Annotated in this window: 18 protein-coding genes; 7 read left to right on the forward strand and 11 right to left on the reverse strand. The window is 71.2% G+C overall.

Annotation, left to right across the window (positions count from 1 at the left end; genetic code table 11):
• Positions 1–72: 72 nt before the first annotated feature.
• From BY998_RS17120 to BY998_RS17130, 3 genes are read left to right on the forward strand one after another with little or no spacing between them, the layout of a single operon-like run.
• The gene (locus BY998_RS17120; RefSeq protein WP_110352822.1) at positions 73–324 is read left to right on the forward strand and encodes an acyl carrier protein; all 252 of its coding nucleotides are present in this window, start codon (positions 73–75) and stop codon (positions 322–324) included.
• A 7-nt stretch (positions 325–331) separates the two neighbouring features.
• Positions 332–1,861, forward strand: coding sequence for an AMP-binding protein (locus BY998_RS17125; protein WP_110352823.1), 1,530 nt, complete (start codon positions 332–334; stop codon positions 1,859–1,861).
• Complete coding sequence (locus BY998_RS17130) at positions 1,854–3,140, forward strand: type III PLP-dependent enzyme (protein ID WP_110352824.1); 1,287 nt, start codon at positions 1,854–1,856, stop codon at positions 3,138–3,140. The genes BY998_RS17125 and BY998_RS17130 overlap by 8 nt, the downstream gene beginning before the upstream one ends.
• A 102-nt stretch (positions 3,141–3,242) precedes the next feature.
• On the opposite strand, the gene BY998_RS17135 is transcribed toward BY998_RS17130, so the two are convergent.
• From BY998_RS17135 to BY998_RS17150, 4 genes are all read right to left on the reverse strand, one after another.
• On the reverse strand, positions 3,243–3,728 hold the full coding sequence (locus BY998_RS17135) for a hypothetical protein (RefSeq protein WP_146221794.1): 486 nt from the start codon (positions 3,726–3,728) through the stop codon (positions 3,243–3,245).
• A gap of 107 nt (positions 3,729–3,835) precedes the next feature.
• A complete protein-coding gene (locus BY998_RS17140) occupies positions 3,836–4,252 on the reverse strand; it encodes a hypothetical protein (RefSeq protein ID WP_110352826.1) in 417 nt (138 codons plus the stop codon).
• A 63-nt stretch (positions 4,253–4,315) separates the two neighbouring features.
• Entirely contained in the window at positions 4,316–5,839 is a 1,524-nt protein-coding gene (gene adh, locus BY998_RS17145) for an aldehyde dehydrogenase (RefSeq protein WP_110352827.1), read from the reverse strand.
• A gap of 277 nt (positions 5,840–6,116) precedes the next feature.
• Complete coding sequence (locus BY998_RS17150) at positions 6,117–7,910, reverse strand: serine hydrolase (RefSeq protein WP_245421627.1); 1,794 nt, start codon at positions 7,908–7,910, stop codon at positions 6,117–6,119.
• A 199-nt stretch (positions 7,911–8,109) separates the two neighbouring features.
• Here BY998_RS17150 and BY998_RS17155 point away from each other — a divergent pair, with 199 nt between their 5' ends.
• The 3 genes from BY998_RS17155 (at position 8,110) to BY998_RS17165 (ending at position 10,750) form a co-directional block, all read left to right on the forward strand.
• Positions 8,110–8,736 carry a hypothetical protein gene (locus BY998_RS17155; RefSeq protein ID WP_110352828.1) on the forward strand — a complete coding sequence of 209 codons (627 nt, stop codon included), beginning with the start codon at positions 8,110–8,112 and terminating at the stop codon, positions 8,734–8,736.
• A 253-nt stretch (positions 8,737–8,989) separates the two neighbouring features.
• Positions 8,990–10,156: a multidrug effflux MFS transporter gene (locus BY998_RS17160; protein ID WP_110352856.1), complete on the forward strand. Its 1,167-nt coding sequence runs from the start codon at positions 8,990–8,992 to the stop codon at positions 10,154–10,156.
• A gap of 78 nt (positions 10,157–10,234) precedes the next feature.
• Positions 10,235–10,750 carry a DoxX family protein gene (locus tag BY998_RS17165; RefSeq protein WP_110352829.1) on the forward strand — a complete coding sequence of 172 codons (516 nt, stop codon included), beginning with the start codon at positions 10,235–10,237 and terminating at the stop codon, positions 10,748–10,750.
• Here BY998_RS17165 and BY998_RS17170 read toward each other — a convergent pair.
• Complete coding sequence (locus BY998_RS17170) at positions 10,707–12,188, reverse strand: MFS transporter (RefSeq protein ID WP_110352857.1); 1,482 nt, start codon at positions 12,186–12,188, stop codon at positions 10,707–10,709. The two genes, BY998_RS17165 and BY998_RS17170, sit on opposite strands and share 44 nt — an antisense overlap.
• Positions 12,189–12,451: 263 nt before the next feature.
• Between BY998_RS17170 and BY998_RS17175 the strand changes: the two genes are divergently transcribed.
• Entirely contained in the window at positions 12,452–13,351 is a 900-nt protein-coding gene (locus tag BY998_RS17175; RefSeq protein ID WP_110352830.1) for a DUF3313 domain-containing protein, read from the forward strand.
• A 114-nt stretch (positions 13,352–13,465) separates the two neighbouring features.
• Here the strand turns inward: BY998_RS17175 and BY998_RS17180 are convergent, their stop codons facing one another.
• From BY998_RS17180 to crtI, 6 genes are all read right to left on the reverse strand, one after another.
• Positions 13,466–15,271, reverse strand: a complete 1,806-nt coding sequence (locus tag BY998_RS17180) for an adenine deaminase C-terminal domain-containing protein (protein ID WP_110352858.1) — start codon at positions 15,269–15,271, stop codon at positions 13,466–13,468.
• 244 nt (positions 15,272–15,515) lie between these two features.
• A complete protein-coding gene (locus BY998_RS17185; protein WP_110352831.1) occupies positions 15,516–16,232 on the reverse strand; it encodes an RlmE family RNA methyltransferase in 717 nt (238 codons plus the stop codon).
• Positions 16,233–16,299: 67 nt separating this feature from the next.
• Complete coding sequence (locus BY998_RS17190) at positions 16,300–17,439, reverse strand: Ppx/GppA phosphatase family protein (protein ID WP_110352832.1); 1,140 nt, start codon at positions 17,437–17,439, stop codon at positions 16,300–16,302.
• A gap of 158 nt (positions 17,440–17,597) precedes the next feature.
• Positions 17,598–18,758: a glycosyltransferase family 2 protein gene (locus tag BY998_RS17195; protein WP_110352859.1), complete on the reverse strand. Its 1,161-nt coding sequence runs from the start codon at positions 18,756–18,758 to the stop codon at positions 17,598–17,600.
• Between the two features lie 5 nt (positions 18,759–18,763).
• On the reverse strand, positions 18,764–19,519 hold the full coding sequence (locus BY998_RS17200; protein ID WP_110352833.1) for a lysophospholipid acyltransferase family protein: 756 nt from the start codon (positions 19,517–19,519) through the stop codon (positions 18,764–18,766).
• Positions 19,520–19,581: 62 nt separating this feature from the next.
• Positions 19,582–21,135: a phytoene desaturase family protein gene (gene crtI / locus BY998_RS17205; RefSeq protein ID WP_110352834.1), complete on the reverse strand. Its 1,554-nt coding sequence runs from the start codon at positions 21,133–21,135 to the stop codon at positions 19,582–19,584.
• Positions 21,136–21,190: the final 55 nt, after the last annotated feature.

Below are 21,190 nucleotides of genomic sequence, written 5' to 3' on the forward strand. Positions count from 1 at the left end.
CGTTTGGGCTTAAGCCCGCAACCCGACACCAGCGCGGGACGGTTCGAGGGACATCAAGCCGTGGTTCAGTCGATGGCCGACGTGCGGGAGGCGATCTTCGTCTTCATCGCGGCCCGCAACCCGGGCCTTCCCCCCGGCTCGGTCACGGGGGAGACCTCGCTCGTGACGAGCGACGCGCTGGATTCGATCGGCATCCTCGACCTGATGATGCATCTCGGCGACCGGTTCGGCGTCGAGATCGACGAGGACAGCTTCGATCTGGCGAATTTCGCGAGCGTCGACACGCTGGCCCACTTCATCGACGACCGGCGCTCCGACGCCTGACCCCGCGATGACTCCGACGCTGCTGCACCACCTGCTCGAGGGAGCCGGCGCGGACGATCACCCGGCCATCGTGGACGGGGCGGATTCCCTGAGCTACGGCGCGCTCCGGGCGCGGGTCGCGGCGCTGGCGCAGCGCCTGCGTCGCCTCGGGCTGCGGCCCGGCGACCGGATCGCGATCCTCCTGCCGAAGTCGATCCGCGAATGCGTCGCGCTCTTCGCCGTCAGTGCGGCGGGCGGCGTGTTCGTGCCGATCCACCCGTCCCTGCGCCCGCGCCAGGTCCGTCACATCGTCGCCGACAGCGGCGCGCGCGCGCTGCTCACCGACCCCGTCCACGCCGCCGGGCTGGAGGGCAGCCTCGACGACCTGCCGGGCCTCGCGATCCTCGAAAGCGAGGACGGGGAGGGGGCGACGCCCCTGGCGCCCGGCGAGCCGGCCCCGCCGGGACTCGCCGCGATCCTCTACACCTCGGGCTCCACGGGCCTGCCCAAGGGGGTGATGCTCTCGCACGAGAACCTCATCGCCGGCACCCGCATCGTGCGGACCTATCTCGGCATCGGCAGGAAAGACCGCATCCTCTCGGTGCTGCCCTTCTCCTTCGATTACGGGCTGAACCAGCTTCTCACGAGCGTCGAGCAGGGTGCGCGGATCGTGCTGCTGACGCCCCGCCTCGGCGACGACGTGGTGCGGGCGCTGGAGGCCCACCGCATCACCCTGCTCGCGGGCGTGCCGACGCTGTGGACCCTGATGACGCGCGCCGCGCCGCATCTGGCCAAGGCGGATCTCTCGGCCCTGCGGGCGATCACCAATTCCGGCGGCAGCCTCGCCGTGCCGACGATCGAGCGCCTGCGCGCGCGGCTGCCGCAAACGGCGATCGTGCTGATGTACGGCCTGACCGAGGCCTTCCGCTCGACCTACCTGCCGCCGGACGAGATCGACCGGCGGCCCGACTCGATCGGCCGGGCCATCCCCGAGACCGAGATCTTCGCCGTGACCCAGGAAGGGCGGCGGGCACGGCCCGGCGAGCCCGGCATCCTGCACCACCGCGGCCCCACCGTCTCGATGGGCTACTGGAAGCGGCCCGAGGACACCGCCCGGGTGCTGGTGCCCGACCCGTTCCCGCAAGCGGGCCGGGAGCCGGGGCTGGTCTGCCGCTCCGGCGACCTCGTGGTGGAGGATGCCGACGGCTTCTTCCGGTTCATCGGCCGCGAGGACACGATGATCAAGACGCAGGGCTTCCGCGTCAGCCCGACCGAGGTCGAGGCGGCCCTGATGGAGACCGGCGCCTTCCGCGCCGCCGCCGTGATCGGCCTGCCCGATCCGAGCCTCGGCCAGCGCATCCACGCGGTGACCGTGCCGGCCGAGGACGCGCCGGGCACCGCCGACGTGCTCCAGACCTTGCGCAGGGCGCTGGCACCCCACCTCGTGCCCCGCACCATCGAGGCGGTGTCGGCCCTGCCGACGACGCCCAACGGCAAGGTCGATTACAAGCGCCTCACCGCCGAGCGGGCGGCCGCCGAGATCCGGGCCGATGGCTGACGCGCCCGACCTCGCCGCCGCGCTGATCGCCGAGAATTTCTCGCGCGATGAAGCGGGAACGCTCCGCATCGGCGAGGTGCCGCTGACCGAACTCGCAAAAGAATTCGGCACGCCGTTCTTCGTCTACGATACCGACCTGCTGCGGCGGGCCTACCGGGCGCTGCGTGCAGCCGTCGCCGGCTTCGCGGAGGTCGATTACTCGGTCAAGGCGAACCCGAACCCGGCGGTGATCCGCGTTTTCCTCGACGAGGGGGCGGGGGCCGAGATCGCCTCCGGCGCGGAATTCGACGCGGCCGTGACGGCCGGGCTTCCTCCGGAAAGGATTCTGTTCGCGGGTCCGGGCAAGAGCGCGGCCGACCTCGACCGGGTGATCGCCGGCGGCATCGGCGAGATCCACCTCGAGAACCGCGAGGAGCTGTCGCGCGTGGCCGCGGCGGCCGAGCGCCACGGCGTGACCGTGCGGGTGGCGCTCAGGATCAATCCCGGCGCGACCGCACAGGGCGGGGCGATGCGCATGGGCGGAAAACCCTCGCCCTTCGGGTTCGACGAGGAGGAGATGGACGCCGCCGTCGAGGCGGTGGAGGCGCAGGGGCGGCTGCGCCTCGTCGGGCTCCACCTCTTTGCCGGCACGCAAGGTTTGAAGGCCGACACGCTACTGGGCCAATGGGCCTACGGCCTTCGACTCGCCGCGCGGATCGCGAAAAAGATCGGGCGACCGCTGGAGACGATCGACCTCGGCGGCGGCCTCGGCATCCCGTATTTTTCGGGCGATACTCCGCTCGATCTCGACGCGCTCCGCAGCGGCCTGCCGCCGCTGATCGAGACGCTGCGGGCCGACCCGTCGCTCGCGGGCGCCCGCGTGGTGCTGGAACCGGGCCGCTATCTCGCCGGGCCGGCCGGGCTCTACGTCGCCCGGGTGCTGGCGGTGAAGGAGTCCCGCGGCAGCCGCTTCGTCATCACCGACGGCGGCATGCATCATCACCTCGCGGCGAGCGGCAATCTCGGCCAGATCGTCAAGCGCGACTTCCCCCTGGCAGCGGTGACGGATGCGGGGGGCGAGCGCGCGGCGACCGCGGTCGTCGGCCCGCTCTGCACGCCGCTCGACATGCTGGCCCGCGCCGCCCCCCTGCCGCCGCTGACCGAGGGCGACCTCGTCGCCGTGCTGCAATCGGGCGCCTACGGGCTGACCGCGAGCCCGACGGGCTTCCTGAGCCACCCGATGCCGGCCGAAGTGCTGGTCGACCGAGGTCGAGCGGAACTGATCCGGCTGCGCGGCTGACCCGGACGCGTTGCGCCCGTCGCCGCACCGGTCTTAGCCAGCGATCGCTGGCACGCCTCCGGCTGAAGCCACCAGGGAAGCCGCAGGGCGCCCTCCCTCGGCCTACAGAGTGGACGGCACCCGTGTCGGAGGCTCTACGGGATGACCCAGCTCTGCGAGAGCCAAGCGGTAGCCGAGATCGCTCGACGAGAGCGTGTCGGCGACGAAACGGTCGATCGCCGCGAGGCCGCGCGGCGTGAGGGCGATGTGCTTCCGACCCGGACCGGCCCCCGTGAGAAGGTCGGCCTCCTCCGCCAGGGATAAAATGTTGCGGATATGGGAGCGCGACATACCGAACTTCGCCTGCAACTCGGCAAAGCCCTGCTCGTGTCCAGGCCTCGTCTGCGAATCAGGACTTTGGTTGGCGACTTTCATCAAGGTGTGAACGCCCTGATACATTCCGAGGAACGGCAAAAGATCAACGTTGTCCTGCATGAACCCCGAAATCTGGGGGAGATAGGACGTCGAAACCCTGCGCTGGATCCGATGAAACCCCGGATCACGGGCCACGGCCATCCCGTATCCGGGATCGGGATAGAGGATCTGCAAGGAGTCGTACTAGACGCCCATCACCTCGCGATCCCAGGCGAGGAGCCGATCGGTCGGCCTGAGCAGGCGCAGACGCGGTGCGCCCTGCCAGCTCTCCGCCCGACCCCTCAGCCCTGCCATCGCTCGAACCGGAACGGGAGATGCCCGTCCGCGGATGCCCGCATGCCGACCGTCCAGAGGCCGCCATCGTCGCCGTGCAGGCTGAAGTGGAGCGCGTAGCAGACCGTCTCTTCCTCGGTTTGATCGCGGAACTCGACTTCGTCCAGCCACCAGGGCTCCTGCGCGCGGCCGCAGGCCTTCCCTCTGTCCACGAAGAGATCGAGATAGGCCGAGGCCGCGTCGCGAAGACTCGCGAGCGAAGCGGTCACCGCCGCCGCCACCGCCGCCTGGGCGCGGCAGATCTCGCCCTCCTCGTCGCTCAGATAGACGCGGACGTGGTCGATCTGCCCGACCCAGCCCGCCGGTCCCATGCGCGTGTACCAAACGCCCACCGCCTCACCCTCGAACCCGCACCGTCCTCGCATATCAAAAAACCCCGGCCTTGCGGCCGGGGCTGAAGTCAGTCTCGAACTTTCTCCGAATGAAGCTTAGAAGAACCCGAGCTTCTTCGAGGAGTAGCTGACCAGCATGTTCTTGGTCTGCTGGTAGTGGTCGAGCATCATCTTGTGGGTCTCGCGGCCGATGCCGGACTGCTTGTAGCCGCCGAAGGCCGCGTGGGCCGGGTAGGCGTGGTAGCAGTTCGTCCAGACGCGGCCGGCCTGGATGGCGCGGCCGAAGCGGTAGGCGCGGGTGCCGTCGCGGGTCCAGACGCCGGCGCCGAGGCCGTAGAGCGTGTCGTTGGCGATGGCGAGCGCGTCCTCATCGTCCTTGAAGGTCGTGACCGAGAGGACCGGCCCGAAGATCTCCTCCTGGAAGATCCGCATCTTGTTGTGGCCCTTGAACACCGTCGGCTGCATGTAGAAGCCCTCGGCGAGTTCGCCGTCGCGGTTGCCGCGGGCGCCGCCCGTGAGGCACTCGGCGCCTTCCTGCTTGCCGATATCGACGTAGCTGAGGATCTTCTCCAGTTGCTCCGAGGAGGCCTGGGCGCCGATCATCGTGGCCGGGTCGAGGGGCGAGCCCTGCGTGATCGCCTCGACGCGCTTGATCGCGCGCTCGATGAAGCGGTCGTAGATCGATTCGTGCACCAGCGCGCGGCTGGGGCAGGTGCAGACCTCGCCCTGGTTGAGGGCGAACATGGTGAAGCCTTCGAGCGCCTTGTCGAAGAAGTCGTCGTCCTCGTTGGCGACATCGCCGAAGAAGATGTTCGGCGACTTGCCGCCGAGCTCCAGCGTCACCGGGATCAGGTTCTGCGAGGCGTACTGCATGATGAGGCGGCCGGTGGTCGTCTCACCGGTGAAGGCGATCTTGGCGATGCGCGGCGAGGACGCGAGCGGCTTGCCGGCCTCCAGGCCGAAGCCGTTGACGACGTTGATGACGCCCGGCGGCAGCAGGTCGCCGATCAGCTCCATCACCACGAGGATCGAGGCCGGGGTCTGCTCGGCGGGCTTCAGCACCACGCAATTGCCGGCGGCGAGCGCCGGGGCGAGCTTCCACACCGCCATCAGGATCGGGAAGTTCCACGGGATGATCTGGCCGACGACGCCGAGCGGCTCGTGGAAGTGGTAGGCGACCGTGTCGTGGTCGATCTCGGAGATGCCGCCCTCCTGCGCCCGCACGCAGCTGGCGAAGTAGCGCCAATGGTCGATGGCCAGCGGGATGTCGGCGGCGGTGGTCTCGCGGATCGGCTTGCCGTTGTCCCAGGTCTCGGCCAGCGCGATCAGGTCGAGGTTGTCCTCCATCCGGTCGGCGATCTTGAGGAGGATGCGGGCGCGCTCGGCCGGCGCGGTGCGGCCCCAGGCATCCTTGGCGGCGTGGGCCGCATCGAGGGCCTTGTCGATGTCCTGCGCGTCGGAGCGGGCGACCTCGCAGATCACCTTACCGGTGATGGGGGAGGTGTTCTCGAAGTAGCGGCCGGCCGACGGGGCGACCCACTGGCCGCCGATGAAGTTGTCGTAGCGCGCCGAGAAGGGCGACTTCGTCTTGGCGTCCGCCAGAAATTCGGGCTTGTTCATCGCGTTTCCTCCATTGCGCCAGGTCGTGTGCGCGACGTCTTGGCTGTCGCATCGTCGTCTCGCGGGGAGCCGGCCGTAACCTGCCGGGACGATGCTTCAACGACCGCTCTTGTCGATTTGCGGCGAGAGACAAGAGTAACTGCCCCGCCGGATCAAGGTGGACTTTTGGCCAAAGCGGCTTCTGGCGGCCGCCCTTCGATCGCGTGTTCCGCGCCGCGCCGAGTGCGACGGGGCGACCGTCGGCGAGGACGGTCGCGGCTCCTTGAGTTAGACCCTTTCAGCCCCTCTGGCGACCCCGCCCTTTGTCCAGTGCGCGGGGCCGACCGGGCGTCCCGTCGGGCAGGCGCGGAGCCTCGGTGTCGTAGCCGTTCTGGTGCAGGATCAGGCCCGTGGCACGGCCCGCCTCGTCGGCGAGGAAGGTGATCTGCGCATCGAGCGCGCGCAGGAAGAAGGCGCGCTCGCCCTCGGGGAACAGCTCGTGGCGCGGCTGCCCGGTCGCCTGCGCGAACAGGCGCCCGTCCTGCGCCGTGACCGCGATCTCGCGACCCGGCGCCAGCGCGTAGCGCCCGGCCAGGGCGGGAAGGCCGGAGCGGTCGATGGCGACCTCCCGGTGGGTGGCCGGCGGCGCGGCGAGAGCGGCCCGCGCCTCCTCCTCGGAGACACGCGGCCCGGTCCGGTCGCGGCCGTCCCGGTGCAGGATCACGCCGGTCGGCCTGCCGTCGGGCTCGGTCTCGAAGGTGAGGCGCATGTCGGCCACCCGGCTGACGAAGGTGCGGTCGCTCTCCGGCACGAAGGGCGTGGCCGGCTCTCCCGTGGGCCGGGCCGTCAGGCCTCGCCCGTCGCGGGCGACGGTGAGGAAGGCGCGCGGCCCCAGGCGGTAGGTGCCGGGGTAGCGGTCGAGGATCAGGTCCTCCAGCACGATCTCCTCGGGCGCCTCGTAGCGGCCGAGATGGAGCGCGGCGAGGTCGCGGGCGATCTTCTGGGCCGGCGCGGTCTCGGTGTTCGAGAGCACGATCACGCTGAGGCGGTCGTCGGGATAGAGGTCGTTGATCGAGAGGAAGCCGGGGATCGAGCCGGCATGGCCGAAGACGCGGTGGCCGCTGCCCGGCTCGCCGGGTCTGGCGAAGGCGCGAGAGACGAACCAGCCGAGGCCGTAGCCGGTGCCGAGATCATCGAACATCGCCGCCCGCGAGGCCGCCGAGAGCAGGCGGGTGCCGCCGAGCGCCTCGTTCCAGGCCAGCAAGTCGTCCACCGTGGAGTAGAGCGCGCCCGCGGCGTAGGCGGAGCTCGCCGCCATCGGCACGGCATTGCGCCACTGCGCCCGCCCGCGCCGGTAGCCGGAGGCGCGGCGCGGCAGGATCGCGGTGAGGTCGTCGTAGCCGGTCTCCTTCAGCCCCAGCGGCGTCAGGATCGTATCGCGAAGGACCTGCGGGTAGGGGAGGCTGGAGGCCGCCTCAATCGCCATGCCGAGCAGCACGTAGTTGGTGTTGCTGTACTCGAAGCGCTCGCCCGGCGGGAACAGCAGCGGCTCGCCCGCGACGAGCGCCACGATCTGCCCCGGCGTGTGATCGACCCGCGCGATCTGGTCGTAATAATTCGGCAGCGCCGTGAAGTTGATGATGCCGGAGCGGTGCTGGAGCAGGTGGCGCAGACTCACCCCCGCCCAGGCCTCGGGCAGGCCGGGAACGAAGCGGCGAACGGGATCGTCGAGCCCGAGCCGGCCGGCCTCGGCGAGGATCAGCACGGCGGCCGCGGTGAAGGCCTTGGTGAGCGAGCCGATGCGGAAATGGGTCTGCGGCGTGTTGGGAATCTCCCACTCGCGCTCGGCGAGGCCGTAGGCGCGGCGGAAGACCGGCTGCCCATCCTTCGCCACGAGGACGACACCCGAGAACAGCCCGGCCTCGACATAGGGTGCGACGAGCGCGCCGGCCCTGCCCGCGTAGGTCTCCCCGGCGTTCGCCGGGCTCGCCGCGACAAGGTGGACGGGAAGCAGGGCGACGGGAAGGAAGGCGACGAGCAGGATCGCGAGGCGGAGACGTACGGCGCGGCGGCGGGCATCGGCATGGCTCACGGGGCAATCATCTCCTCGTGATCGCGGGCGGGCGATTCAGAGGCCGGTTTTGCGGCCACGGCGTGGCGGTGCGTCGCTGCGGCAGCGCACGGCGCGGGCGATCCGGCGAATGCCATCAGGCCGGCGCGATCACGGTTTCGCCGCGACCCGTTGCGAGAAGCGCCCGGCGCAGCCGACGAGACCTCAGAGGCAACCGACCATGACGATCCTATCGCGCACCCTGTTCGCCGCATCCGTCGCGGCCTCCCTTGCCGCGGCGCCGATCCTCGGTGCCGCACCCGCACTGGCCCAGAGCAAGCTCCCGGCCAAGCCCGCCGCCAGCCCGCCGGCCAAGTCTGACGCGAAATCCGAGGCGCCCGAGCCCGGCCAGGAGGTCGCCCTGACCCAGCGGCTGATCGACGGCCTGCTGACCGCCCAGCCCGAACTCGCCAAGCTCTCCGGCGCGGCACCCGACAAGCCGGACCCGAAGGCCGAGGAGAAGGCGCAGCGCGAGGCCGAGGCGATCGTGAAGCGGAACGGCTTCGCGAGCCTCGAACAGTTCCAGGACACCAGCGACACCGTCGATGCGGTTCTGGGCGGCGTCGATCCCGAGACCAAGACCTATGTCGGCGCCACCGCGCTCCTGAAGAAGCAGCTCGCGGCGGTCCAGGCCGATACGAAGCTTCCGGCCAAGGAGAAGGCCGCCGCCGTCAAGGAACTCAAGGCGGCCCTGGCCGAGGCCGAGCCGGCCCAACCCTCGCAGGGCAACATCGCCCTGGTGACGCAGAACTACGCCCGGCTCAGCGCGGTTCTGGGTGAGGGCGACGGCGGCGAGACGCGGAAGTAGGCGGGCCCCGAACCCTTCCCCTTCGGCGGGGAGGGGCAGCCCGCGCCGGACACCCAAATCCACCCCTCCGTTCCCGTCCGCCGCCGATCCTCGAGCGGCGGCATCGTCCGCGAAAGCCCGTCCGACCGTGACACCCTCTTCCCGGCCCGCATCCGGCACTCCCGCCTCCGAGGCCGTGCCGGGTGGGGCGCCGATCGCGCCGCCCTGGTCGGGGCCGGGATTCGCCGAGTTCGTCGGCATCGTCGCCCTGATGATGGCGGTCACCGCCATGTCGATCGACAACCTGCTGCCGGCCTTTCCGCTGATCCAGGAGCGGTTCGCGGTCGCCGACCCCAACAGCCTGCAGCTCCTCGTCTACGTCTACATGATCGGCTTCGGGGTGGCGCAGATCGTCTACGGGCCGGTCTCGGACGCGCTCGGACGGCGGCCCACCCTGCTGATCGGCCTCGGCATCTACACCGCGGGCTGCATCCTCTCGATGCTGGCGCCGAGCTACGAGTGGCTGCTGGCCTCGCGGGTGATCCAGGGGATGGGCGCGGCCAGCGGGCGGGTGCTCTCGACGGCGATCGTGCGCGACCGCTTCTCGGGGCGGGAGATGGCGAGCGTGATGTCGCTCATCATGATGGTGTTCCTGATCGTGCCCATGCTCGGGCCGGCCATCGGCGCGACCATGCTGCTTCTCGGCTCGTGGATCTGGGTCTTCGTCTCGATGCTGTTGCTCGGCGGCGTGCTCGCGCTCTGGTTCGCCCTGCGCATGCCCGAGACGCTCCACCCCGAATACCGCCGTCCGCTCTCGCTCAGCGCCACGGGCCAGGCGCTGGCCACGGTGCTGCGCACCCGCATCGCCATCGGCTACGCCACGGCGCTCGGCCTGCTGACCGGCTGCATCATGGGCTATGTCGGCTCGGCCCAGCAGGTGTTCGACACCGGCCTCTACCACCTCGGCGGCCTGTTCCCCCTCGCCTTCGGCGCGGTGGCGGGCGCCATGGGCGCGGCGACGCTGATCAATTCGCGCATCGTGCGCCGGCTCGGAATGCGCACGCTCTCACATGCCGGCATCACCGCCTTCACGGCGGTCGCCCTGGTGCAGGTCGGCATCGGCCTGCACTTCCAGGGTCACCCGCCGCTGTGGATGTTCCTGTCGGTGCTGGCGCTCAACCAGTTCCTGATCAGCTTCGCCCTGCCGAACTTCAACGCGCTGGCACTCCAGCCGCTCGGAGCCATCGCCGGTACGGCCTCCTCGTTCCTCGGCTTCTACACGACGATCCTCGGGGCCTTCTGCGGCTTCGTGATCGGGCGCGCCTTCGACGGCACGGTGATGCCGGTGGCCTACGGCTACGCCGCGCTCGGCGGGCTCGCGCTCCTCGTCGTCGCTTGGACCGAGCGCGGACGCCTGTACCGGGCGGGCGTTTCCGGTTGATGCCGCGATCCGCTTAACCGACGATTCAGGCTGTCCGCACAGGCTCCGGGAACCCTTCTCCCGTCGGAGCGTCCCTTCGTGTTCGGTTCAGCCCAGAACGGCGTGCTTCTCGCCGCCCGCCTCCTCATGGCCTCGGCCCTGCTGCCGACGGGCATCGCCAGGGCCCTCAACGTCTCCGGCTTCGCGGTCACGCTGGCGGGTGCCGGCTGTCCCGCCCCGAACGCGGTCGCGACGGCGGCCGTCATCGTGCAGGTATTCGGGCCGCTGGCGGTGATCCTCGGCGTGATGCCGCGGATCACCGGCCTTGCCATGGCCGGATTCGTGGCCGGCATGGCCGCGCTGCTGCACCCGTTCTGGCTCCAGGCCGGCGCGGCCGCGGTGACCGAGCGCACGTTCTTCCTCGCCGATCTCGGGCTGGCCGGCGCCTTCCTGATGTACGCGATGACCGGCCCCGGCGCCTGGGGCTGGCAGGGCTTCTTCCGCAGCAGCGAGACGCCGGCCCCGGCGCGAGCCCCCGCCAAGGCGCCGGCCCGGGCGAAGTCCGGCGGCGTCAAGCGGGCGGGCGGCCGGGCTCCGGCGCGGGCCGCGGCGTGACGGGCGCGAGAGCCTGAACCGATCCGTCGGCGGGGGTCGGCCCGCCGCGCGCGACCCGGTGCTGGCCCGACACCTCGGCGCCGGCATCCGGCGCCAGCCGCCGGAAGATGAAGAACGAGGCCGCCGAGATCACGGCCACGACCCCGAAGGCGACGGAGAAATCCGTCGCCTCGATCCCGGCATGGCCACGCCAGCCGGCGGCGCCTTCGAGCGCGAGGGCGCCGATCGAGACGCCGAGGCTGAGGGACAATTGCTGCGCCACGCTGGCGAGGCTCGTGGCCGCGCTCATCTCGCGGGATTCGAGGTCGGCATAGGCGATGGCGTTGACGCAGGTGAATTGCAGCGAGCGCACGCAGCCCCCGAGCAGCAGCACGCAGACGATGATCCAGTGCGGGGTTTGCGCCGTGAACAGCCCGTTGACCGCGAGAAAGGCCGCGGCGACCAGCGCGTTCGTCACCATCACCCGGCGGAAGCCGTAGGCGCGCAGGATGCGCGGGCCGACGATCTTGATGAGCAGCGCGCCGGCGGCGGCCGAGAAGGTGATGAGCCCCGAATGCAGCGGATCGAGCCCGAAGCCGATCTGGAGCATCAGCGGCAGCAGGAAGGGGATCGCCCCCGTGCCGATGCGGAACAGGCTGCCGCCGGTCACCGCCGCGCGGAAGGTGTGGTGCTTGAGGAGATCGAGCCGGATCAGCGGATGCTCGGTGGCCCGCGCGTGGCGCAGGTAGAGGCCCACCAGCGCGAGGCCGCCGCCCATGCAGGCCCAGGAGACGCCGTCCGGCAGGAGGTGACGCCCGGTCGAGGCGAAGCCGAGCATCAGCAGGGCGAGGCCGCCGCCGGAGAGGATGAAGCCGACCACGTCCAGCGGCGGGCGCGTCTCCTCGCGGATGTCGCCGAAATACAGGGTCGCGAGCCCGATCCCGGCGAGCCCGATCGGGATGTTGATGAAGAAGATCCAGCGCCAGTCGGCGTAGGTGGTGATGAAGCCGCCCAGCGGCGGCCCGATGATCGGGCCGATCAGCGCGGGGATGGTGAGGTAGGCCAGCGCTCCCACGAGTTCGGATTTCGGCACGCTTCGCAGGATCACGAGGCGGCCCACCGGCACCATCATCGCCCCGCCCATGCCCTGCACGAAGCGGGCGGCGACGAAGCCGGAGAGCGAGTTCGCGGCGGCGCAGGCGAGCGAGCCCGCCATGAACACGCAGAGCGCCGCGCGGAAGACGTTGCGGGCGCCGTAGCGGTCGGCGGCCCAGCCCGAGACGGGGATGAAGATCGCGAGGCTGACGAGGTAGGCGGTGAGCGCGAGCTTGAGGGCGATCGGGTCCGTCCGCAGGCTCGCCGCGATGGCCGGCAGTGCCGTGGCGATCACCGTCGAGTCGGTGTTCTCCATGAACAGCGCCGTGGCGACGACGAGGGGGACGATCTGGGTTGGACGCATCGGCAGGGACAAGCGCGGGGCGTGCGAAAGAGTTGCAGGCGTGAGGCGCCGGAACCTGAAGGCGGCTTGGGGCGGGAATAAACAACGTGGCTGAACGGTCACAGCCCCCCGGGATGTGCCGGGCGGCACGTCTGCCAACCTTCCGGGAGCGGCCCCGTACAGCTAGGCTTCCGCCTGAAAAGAGACGCTGTCCGGCCGCTCGCGGCGGGATGCGCGTCCCCGAGCGCCCAGGGCGCCGGACCCATCATCCACGAAAGTGTCCGATGCTTCTGCGGTCGCCACGACGTCATCGCCTTCCCGCCCGCGCCGGGCGCCTCGCGCTGGCCGCCGTCCTGCTCGCCGGGGTCGCCGGCTGCGGCGACGTCGTGCTCACCGACGGCAGTTCGCTCTCGCGCCGCGACCAGTTCGTCACCAGCGACGCGGTCGCCTCCGAATCCAAGCTCTTCATCGACCCGACCCTGCCGCAGACGGTGCGCACCGTGCGCATCGTGCCGACCCGGTTCACCGCGGCGGTCTCCGGCCCCGGCCTGACGGAGGTGGAGCGGCGGGTCATCGCCAACGCCGCCGACCGGGCGCTCTGCTACGACCTCTCGCTGCGCTACGACGTGGTCTCGTCGGGCCGGGCCGACCTCACCGTCCGCTCGGCAATCACGCGGGTCGATCTCACCAACATTCCGGCCTCCGGCGCGACCGTCGCCGCCTCCACGGCGATCTCGGTGGCCGGGCAGGTCGGCATCGGCTTCGCCAACACCGTGGGCCGGATTCCGGTGCCCCGGCTGCCGATCGGACTCGGCAGCCTGACCATCGAGGCCGAGGCTCTCGACGCCCGCAACCGCCAGCGCGCGGGGATGATCTGGGCGGGGGCCGCCAACGCCTTCACCAACCAGGCCCGCTTCTCCGCGGCCGGCGACGCCTACGACCTTGCGGGCGAGTTCGGCCAGGATTTCGGCTCCTACCTCGCCACGGGCAAGGACCCGTTCAAGGGCGAACTCCTGCTCCCGACCTACGACCGCATCCGCATCACCACGCTGGGCGAAGCGCCCCTCGACCCCGATTGCGAGGCCTTCGGCCGCGCACCGGGCTTCGACGGCATGCTCGGCGACATGATCGGCCTGCCGCCGGAATGGACCGACAAGGGGCCGGGCATTTCGACCGCCCGCTGAGGGAACACGCTCCTCCGTCATCGCGAGCGTGAGCGAACCGATCCGGCCGCGCGGCCCGTCTCAAAAGGTCGTGCCGCGATTGCTTCCGCTTGAACTCGCGAGGACGAGAGCGGCTCAGGCCGCCTCGAACAGCGGCACCGACCGCATCTCCGGCACCAGCACCAGACCCTTGTCGGTGATGCGGATCTGCGGGATCACCGCGAGCGGGATCAGGTTGAAGCCCATATAGGGGATGCTGCAGCCGGCTCGCGCCCAGGCGCGCTTGAGCGCCTTCACCTCCTCGGCCACGTCGCCCACCCGCTTGTCGGAGATCAGCCCCGCCACGGGCAGCGGCACCATCGCGACGACCCGGCCCTCCTCCACGACGCAGACCCCGCCCCGGTGCGCGGCGATGGCGTCGAGGGCCGCGCGCATGTCGGCCTCGTTCAGACCCGCAACGATGACGTTGTGCGAGTCGTGGCCGACGCTGCTCGCCACCGCGCCGCGCGTCAGCCCGAAGGCGGAGAGCAGGCCGTGGGCGACAGAGCCGACGCGGCCGTGCCGCTCGATCACGGCGACATGGCAGAGGCCGTGCGCGGCCAGCGTCTCCGGCCAGTCGGCGCCGGGCGCGAGCGCGAGCCGCTCGTGGGTCAGCTCGATACCCGGCAGCGTGGTGCGGATCGCGTTGACGGTGCAGGGGCCGGCGGGGAGAGGGGGGATCAGCGCGGACAGCGGGTCGGGCAGGCGCAGCGTGGCGTAGGCCGGCGCCGGGTAGCGGTAGGGCCGGGCCAGCGCCGCCTCCAGGAGCGGGGTGGGCCGGCGGTCCTCCACCACGGGCTCGCCGCCGTACCATGTCGCCTGGGGCACGAGGTCGTCGCTCAGGAGCACGAGGTCGGCCCGGCGCCCGCCGCCCAGCCCGCCGATCTCCCCGTCGAGGCCGAAACGGGTGGCTCCGTGCAGCGAACCCATCGCCCAGGCGGCGGGGCCGGGGATGCCGCGGGCCACGGCCTCGCGCACCACCCAGTCGAGGCCGAAGGCGAGCAGGTCGTCGGCATCGCGGTCGTCGGTGCAGGCGCAGACCCGCTTCCAGGCGGCCCCGTACTCGGTCACCGTGCCGATCGCCTTGGGCAGCGAGTGCCAGGGGGTCGTGGGCGGGCCGCCGCGCAGAAAGATCCAGAGGCCGGCCTCCAGGAGGTCGTCGGCGATGTCGGCGTCGGTGGCCTCGTGGGTGTCGGTGACGCCGCTCGCCGCGTAGGCCGCCACGAAGTCGCGCCCGTAGACGTGGCCCGAGACCGGGCGCCCCCGCTCCAGGGCGGCGCGGATGATCGCGTGCGCCCGCTCGTCCCCGGCGGCGACCGCCACGAAATCCATCTTCTCGCCGAGCCCGATCGCCTCGGGCCAGGCGTCGAACAGGGCGGCGATCTTCGCGGCCGTGAGGTCGCCGCCGGCGGTTTCGAGGTCCGGCGTCGTGGCGGGCACCGTGCTCGGCACGGTGAGGAAGATGTTGAGGGGCGCCATGCGGGCATCCTCCAGCATCCATTCGACGCCGTTCACGTCCAGCACGTTGCCGATCTCGTGGCTGTCGCAGACGATCGTGGTCGTGCCGTTGATCAGCGCGGCCTCGGCGTAGGCGCAGGCCGTGACCATGCTGCTCTCGATATGCAGGTGCGGATCGACCAGTCCCGGCGCGATCAGGCCGCCGGCCACGTCGGTCCGCAACGCACCGCCGCGATGAGTGCCGGCGGGCTTCACGGCGGCGATGCGCCCGCCTGCGATCCAGATCTCCCGGTCGGGCAGGATGCGCTCGGAATAGGTCGAGAGCACCCGCGCCCCGGTGATGACGCGGTCGGGCTCGGCGCGGCCGGAGGCGACCTCGGCGAGGCGCCGGGTCATCGCGGCCAGCGGAGCGACGGCGAAGCGGTTCAGGGGCGTTGCGGTCATCGGAACCTGCACTTGAGCGCAGCGGTCGAAAGCGACCCGCAGGCATCGTGCCACGGAAGCCGCCTGCGGGGCACCCGGCGTGCTCGCCTCCGTTGACGGGCCGTCATCGCGAGCGTCAGCAGGGCGATCCGGCGGCGCGACCGATCCGAAAAAGGGCAGCGCCCTGGATGGCTCCAGCTCCGGCTCGCCAAATGGGCCGGCCATGACGGGGAACGGATGGTCCCTCCGCGAACCGACGCCCGGGTCAGGCCTCGTCGTTCGCCTCGACCGTGTCGGACTGCCCCCGGAAGCCGGTTGCCAGAACGTAGAGCTCGCTCGAATCCGCCCGGCTCGCCGCCGGCTTGACGTGGCGCACGATCGCGAAGTCGCGCTTCAGCTCGGTCAGCAGGTCGCCCTCGGTGCCGCCCTGGAACACCTTGGCGAGGTAGGCGCCGCCCGGCGCCAGGATCTCGCGGGCGAAGGCGGCGGCGGTCTCGGCGAGCCCGATAATGCGCAGGTGGTCGGTCTTCTTGTGGCCGGTGGTGTTGGCGGCCATGTCGGACAGGACGAGGTCGGCCTTGCCGCCCAGAAGCTCGGTCAGGCGCTCGGGTGCGGACGGGTCGAGGAAGTCGAGGGTGATGAAGGTCGCGCCCGGCATCGGCTCGATCTCGAGCAGGTCGATGCCGACGATGCGGCCGCTCTCCCCGAGCGTGCGCGCCGCCACCTGCGACCAGCCGCCCGGCGCGGCGCCGAGATCGACGATCCGCTGGCCGGGCTTCAGCAGCTTGAAGCGCTCGTCGATCTCGATGAGCTTGAAGGCCGCGCGGGAGCGGTAGCCCTCGCGCTTGGCCCGGGCGACGTAGGGGTCGTTGAGTTGGCGCTCCAGCCAGCGCTTCTGGGACAGGGTGCGGCCGCGCCCGGTCTTCACCCGCTGCTTCAGGTCGCCGCGCAGGCCGCTGGTCCCGCCTCGCCGGTCGCTCATGGTCACCGTCCCTCTCAAGGACCCGTCCCTATCGCGGTCCGGCCGGCCCGTGAAGACCGGGGCTGTCTCAGCGGTAGCGGCCGCGGCGCCAGACGCCGTCCTCGCGCATCATGTTCATGAGCAGTCCCTCGCGCAGGCCCCGGTCGGCGATGCGCAGACGCTCGGAGGGGAAGACCCGGCGGATCGCCTCCAGGATGGCGCAGCCGGCGAGCACGAGGTCGGCCCGGTCGCGGCCGATGCAGGGATTGTCGGCGCGCTGCTCCAGGCGGGTGTCGAGCAGATCCTCGATCGCGTCACTGACCTCGCCGTCGCTCATCCAGAGCCCGTCGACCCGGCGCCGCTCGTAGCGGGCGAGCCGCAGGTGCATGGCGGCGAGCGTCGTCACCGTGCCCGAGGTGCCGAGCAGGTGGAAGTAGGGGGCGGTGGCCGCCGCCGCCGCGCGGATCGCGAAGGGGGAGATCAGGTCGCCGACCTCCTCCACCATGCCCTCGAAGGTGCGCCGGGTCACCTCGGTGCCGCCGTGGCGCTCGGCCAGCGTCACCACGCCGACGGGCAGCGAATCCCAGGCGCGGATGCGCAGGGTGGGGTCGGTCGAGGGGTTGGCCGCCGCCCCGTCGAGCCATGCGATCTCGGTGGAGCCGCCGCCGATATCGAAGATCACGACCGATTCCGCCCGCGGGTCGGCCAGGGCGGCGCAGCCCGTCACGGCGAGGTAGGCCTCGGTCTGCCGGTCCACGATCTCCAGGTCGAGCTCGACCTCCGCGCGCACCCGCGCCACGAACTCGGACCCGTTGACGGCGAGCCGGCAGGCCTCGGTGGCGATCACCTTGGAACGGGCCACGGCGCGGGCCTTCATCTTGCCGCGGCAGATGCGCAGGGCCTCGACGGTGCGCTCGATCGCCGCCTCGGTGAGGCGGTTCGAGGTGCCCAGGCCCTCTCCGAGCCGGACGATGCGGGAGAAGGCGTCGATCACCCGGAAGCCGTTGGGCGTGGGCTCGGCCACCAGCAGGCGGCAATTGTTGGTGCCGAGGTCGAGCGCCGCGTAGGCGTCGCGGCGGCCGTGGCGACCGGTCTCCTGGCGGCCGGCCTCGTAGCGCGGGGGATAGGCCTCGATCGGGCGTCCTCCCGTGATCGCGCGGGAACCCTCCCGCGAAGTTTGCGGGTCGGCGGGGCGGGCCGACACAGCGGCGGCGCTCTCATCCCTCATCGAGGCGGCCGAACTTCCTGGCGACGCGACCCGGCAAGACGCCGAGCCATCGTGGCTCCAAAGCTACAGGCGTTGTTCCGCAACTGCAAAGGCTCGATTGCCGGCGCCACACGATTTGCCGCAAGGAATGGTCCCGGTTGAAGCTGCGACGGAGGCACTCAACCCGGCTTTTGCTGCGGCCCGGTGCCGCCGGCGGGATAGCTGCGGCCCTTCCACACCCCCTTGCCCGCGCGGCCCGGGCGCAGCAGCACGTTCCACTGGATCGCGAGCGCAGTGCAGACGGTGGCCGGGTGCAGCAGGATCGTCGCCGGCGGCTCGGCCACCACGAGCGTGATGGCCGCGCGCGTCGCTAGCGAGACGAGGCAGGCGCCCGCCGCCACCAGGGCGGCGCCGTCCGCCCCGAGGCCGAGCGCCAGGACGAGGATCAGCCAGGGCAGAACGTGGCCGCCGAACAGCAGCGCCGTCCAGATCGGCAGCGCCCGCGGCGTCGCCATGCCCTCGTGCGCGTTCTTGGAGAAGCCGGCCCAGGATTGGGCGAAGCTCCGGTACATCCGGCAGGCGGCGAGCGCGTGGCCGGCGACGAGATCGGTGCGCAGGCCGCGCTCGCGGAACAGCCGCGGCAGGCGCACGCCGTCGTGGAGCGAGGTGCGGATCGCCCCGTGCCCGCCGGTCGCGGCGTAGGCCGCGCGCTCGATCAGGATCATCTGCCCGCAGGCCGCTCCCAGCGAGGGCGTGGGCAGCGCCCGCATCAGGCCGAAGGGCAGGTAGCCGATGAGCAGGAAGTCGATCATCGGCACGGTCAGGCGCTCGCCGAGGCTCTCCATCACCTGCCGCGGCACGCCGCTGACGAGATGCGCCCCGCTGGCGCCCGCAGATGTGGCCAGCGCCGCCGCTCCGTTCGGGGCCAGCGTCACGTCGGCGTCGAGGAAGAGCAGATACCCGCCCCGGGCCTCGCCCGCCAGCACCGTGCAGGCGTGGTTCTTGCCGGTCCAGCCCTCCGGCAGGGCGGGCACGGAAACGAGCCGCAGGCGCGGGTCGGAGCGGGCGAGCCCCGCCACGATGGCGGCGGTCGCGTCGGTGGAGTGGTCGTCGCCGACCAGAACCTCGACGGCGATGCCGGCACTGGCCAGCGCCGCGCGCACGGTGCCCTCGATCACCGCCGCCTCGTTGCGGGCCGGGATCAGGATCGAGACGAGTCCGTCGCTGCGGAGCGGCGGCTCCGGCGTGCGCAGGATCGTGAGGTTGGCCGCCGTCACCGCGGCCGGCAACAGGGCAAGTGCGAGGCTCACGATCGCGAGGACGAGCAGCGCAAGCGTCATCGCGGTCATGTCTCCTGCCCCGGAGGGCGATCCCGGTGTCCGGGCTCGAAGCGGCGGCCGGTGAGGGCAGCCGCGAGCCGGCGCCAGCCGTCATAGACCCCGCCGACACCGCGCCGGCCGGAGAGCAGCGACTCGAAGGCGGCGGGGTCGCGGGCGATCACGTCCGCCGAGAGCCGGTCGAGGGTGGCGGTCAGCGCGTCCTCAAGCCGGGCGAGGCGCTCCGGACGGGGCAGGGCCAGGAGTTCGTCAGCGGTGAACGGCGCGCCGAAGGCGAGGCAGGCTTCCGCGCCGCGCTCGTCCCAGAAGGCGTACTCGATGGCGAGCGGCAGGACCGTCGCCCCGGGAGCGATCTCGGGCAGGCGGGCGACGCCGGGCTTCAGCCCGAGCGGACGGGTGCGCACGTCGGCGAAGCGGCCCTGGGCAGTGATCCAGAGCACGCGGCCGGGCTGCCCGAGGATCGCGCGGCAGGCGGAGAGGAATTGCGCGCCGCCCCGCGCGCTGTCGAGATCCACGGGAAAGGCGCCCATCCTGCGAAAGATGCCGTACTTCTCCAGCATCACGGCATCGATCGGCGCGAAGCTCTCCCGCTCCGGGAACAGGCGCTCGGCCGCCACGACCAGGATCGCCGCATCCCACCACGCCGGATGGTTGCAGTAGATCACGAGCGGCGCCCGCCCGTCGATGCCGGGCGGACGGCCCCAGCGGGCGATCCGCAGGGCATTCATGTGGCGCCGCACGAAACGATCGAAATAGGCGCTCATGAACCGCCAGAGCGGGGCCGAACGCTCCGGCGGGGCTGGCTTCGCCGGCACGGCGAACGGCCTCAGGCGCTCTTGCGCAGCTCCGGCTCAGCCTTGCCGGGCAGGTTTTGGCCGCGCAAATCCTGGTCGAGGGCGTCGGCCGCGATCCAGCCGGACATCATCACCATGGGCATGCCGGGCCCGGGATGGGCGGCGCCGCCGGCGAGGTAGAGGCCGCGCACCTCCCGCGAACGGTTGCCGGGCTTGAAGGCGCCCATCATCCGCCCGTGCGAGGCGAGCCCGTAGATCGCCCCGTTCAGAACCTTGTAGCGGTCGTGGATATCCTGGGGGGTGAGGTGGCGCTCGACCACGATGCGCTCCTCGAGATCCGGCATGCCGCCGGTGCGCTTGAGCTTCTCCAGGATGGTCCGGCGGTAGGCCGGGAACATCTTCGACCAGTCGTGGTGCGGCCGCAGATAGGGCGTGTGGACGAGGACGTAGAGCGCCTCTCCCCCTTCCGGAGCCACGCTCGGATCGGTGGAAGAGGGGGCCGCGAGGTAGGCGGTCGGGTCTGGGGCCGGCTCGCCCTTGCGGTAGATGAAGTCGAACTCCTCCTCCGGATCGCGGGAGAAGACGAAGTCGTGGTGGTTGAGGTGCTCGTAGCGCTTGTTCAGGCCGAGATAGAGCACCACGCCCGAGCAGGCCGGCTCGAAGCTCTTCTTCTCGTAGGATTTGCCGACCTCGCCGCCGACGAGTTCGCGGTAGGTGCGCACGGAATCCATGTTGGAGATGACGGCATCGTAGGAGGCGACGCCGTCGCGGGTGCGCAGGCCGTGCAGGCGTCCGCTGGCGATGTCGAGGCCCAGAACCTCGTCGGCCGGCTTCATCGTGGCGCCGAGTTCGCCCGCGAGCTTCATCAGCCCCTCCGCGACGGCGCGGGTGCCGCCCATCGGATACCAGACCCCTTCGGCGGTCTGCATGTGGGCGATGGCGCAGAGCACCGCCGGGGCGCCGTAGGGCGAGGAGCCGACATATTGCACGAAGTGATCGAGCATCTGCGCGAGGCGCGCGTCCTTGACCTTGCCGCGGATGGTGCTGGCGACGGTGGCGTGCATGCGCAAGGACAGCACGTCGCGCAGCGTGCCGGGATTCATGTTGGCGCGCAGGTCGATCGTGTCGAACAGATCCTGCACCGCCTTCCAGAAGAAGAAGCGCTCGGAGACCCCGTGCAGGTGCTCGGAGACGGCGATGAACTTCTTGTAGCCGTCGCCCACCCCTTGTCCGGGTGCGAACCGGTCCATGGAGGCAGCCATGGCATCGACGTCCTCGATCAGATCGACGCGCGAGCCGTCATCGAAGAAGCAGCGCCATTGCGGGTCGAGCCGGCGCAGATCCATGTAGTCGTGGACGCTTCTGCCGGCTTCGGCGAAGATCCGCTCCAGCACGCGGGGCACGGTGAGGATGGTCGGCCCCATGTCGAAGCGGAAGCCGCCCTCGTGCAGCACCGCGGCCTTGCCGCCCATCCACGGGTTCTTGTCGTAGACGGTGACGCGATGCCCGCGGGCCGCCGCCACGCAGGCCGAGGCGAGACCGCCGAGCCCGCTGCCGATGACCGCGACCGAGGAACCCTGGCTCATTGGAAACGCGTCTCCCGGGGCCCGAACAGGGCCTTCATGGCAAAGCTAGATGCCG

Origin of the sequence: Methylobacterium sp. B4, from assembly GCF_003201865.1 — a bacterium.
In the GTDB taxonomy this organism is placed as follows: Bacteria; Pseudomonadota; Alphaproteobacteria; order Rhizobiales; family Beijerinckiaceae; genus Methylobacterium.

Bases quoted from the DNA above. Each gene is read 5' to 3' on its own strand.
- BY998_RS17120 (WP_110352822.1), top strand. From the start codon at position 73: ATGGCCGACGTGCGGGAGGCGATCTTCGTCTTCATCGCGGCCCGCAAC.
- BY998_RS17125 (WP_110352823.1), top strand. From the start codon at position 332: ATGACTCCGACGCTGCTGCACCACCTGCTCGAGGGAGCCGGCGCGGAC.
- BY998_RS17130 (WP_110352824.1), top strand. From the start codon at position 1,854: ATGGCTGACGCGCCCGACCTCGCCGCCGCGCTGATCGCCGAGAATTTC.
- BY998_RS17140 (WP_110352826.1), bottom strand. From the start codon at position 4,252: ATGCGAGGACGGTGCGGGTTCGAGGGTGAGGCGGTGGGCGTTTGGTAC.
- adh (WP_110352827.1), bottom strand. From the start codon at position 5,839: ATGAACAAGCCCGAATTTCTGGCGGACGCCAAGACGAAGTCGCCCTTC.
- BY998_RS17155 (WP_110352828.1), top strand. From the start codon at position 8,110: ATGACGATCCTATCGCGCACCCTGTTCGCCGCATCCGTCGCGGCCTCC.
- BY998_RS17160 (WP_110352856.1), top strand. From the start codon at position 8,990: ATGGCGGTCACCGCCATGTCGATCGACAACCTGCTGCCGGCCTTTCCG.
- BY998_RS17170 (WP_110352857.1), bottom strand. From the start codon at position 12,188: ATGCGTCCAACCCAGATCGTCCCCCTCGTCGTCGCCACGGCGCTGTTC.
- BY998_RS17175 (WP_110352830.1), top strand. From the start codon at position 12,452: ATGCTTCTGCGGTCGCCACGACGTCATCGCCTTCCCGCCCGCGCCGGG.
- BY998_RS17180 (WP_110352858.1), bottom strand. From the start codon at position 15,271: ATGACCGCAACGCCCCTGAACCGCTTCGCCGTCGCTCCGCTGGCCGCG.
- BY998_RS17185 (WP_110352831.1), bottom strand. From the start codon at position 16,232: ATGAGCGACCGGCGAGGCGGGACCAGCGGCCTGCGCGGCGACCTGAAG.
- BY998_RS17190 (WP_110352832.1), bottom strand. From the start codon at position 17,439: ATGAGGGATGAGAGCGCCGCCGCTGTGTCGGCCCGCCCCGCCGACCCG.
- BY998_RS17195 (WP_110352859.1), bottom strand. From the start codon at position 18,758: ATGACGCTTGCGCTGCTCGTCCTCGCGATCGTGAGCCTCGCACTTGCC.
- BY998_RS17200 (WP_110352833.1), bottom strand. From the start codon at position 19,519: ATGAGCGCCTATTTCGATCGTTTCGTGCGGCGCCACATGAATGCCCTG.
- crtI (WP_110352834.1), bottom strand. From the start codon at position 21,135: ATGAGCCAGGGTTCCTCGGTCGCGGTCATCGGCAGCGGGCTCGGCGGT.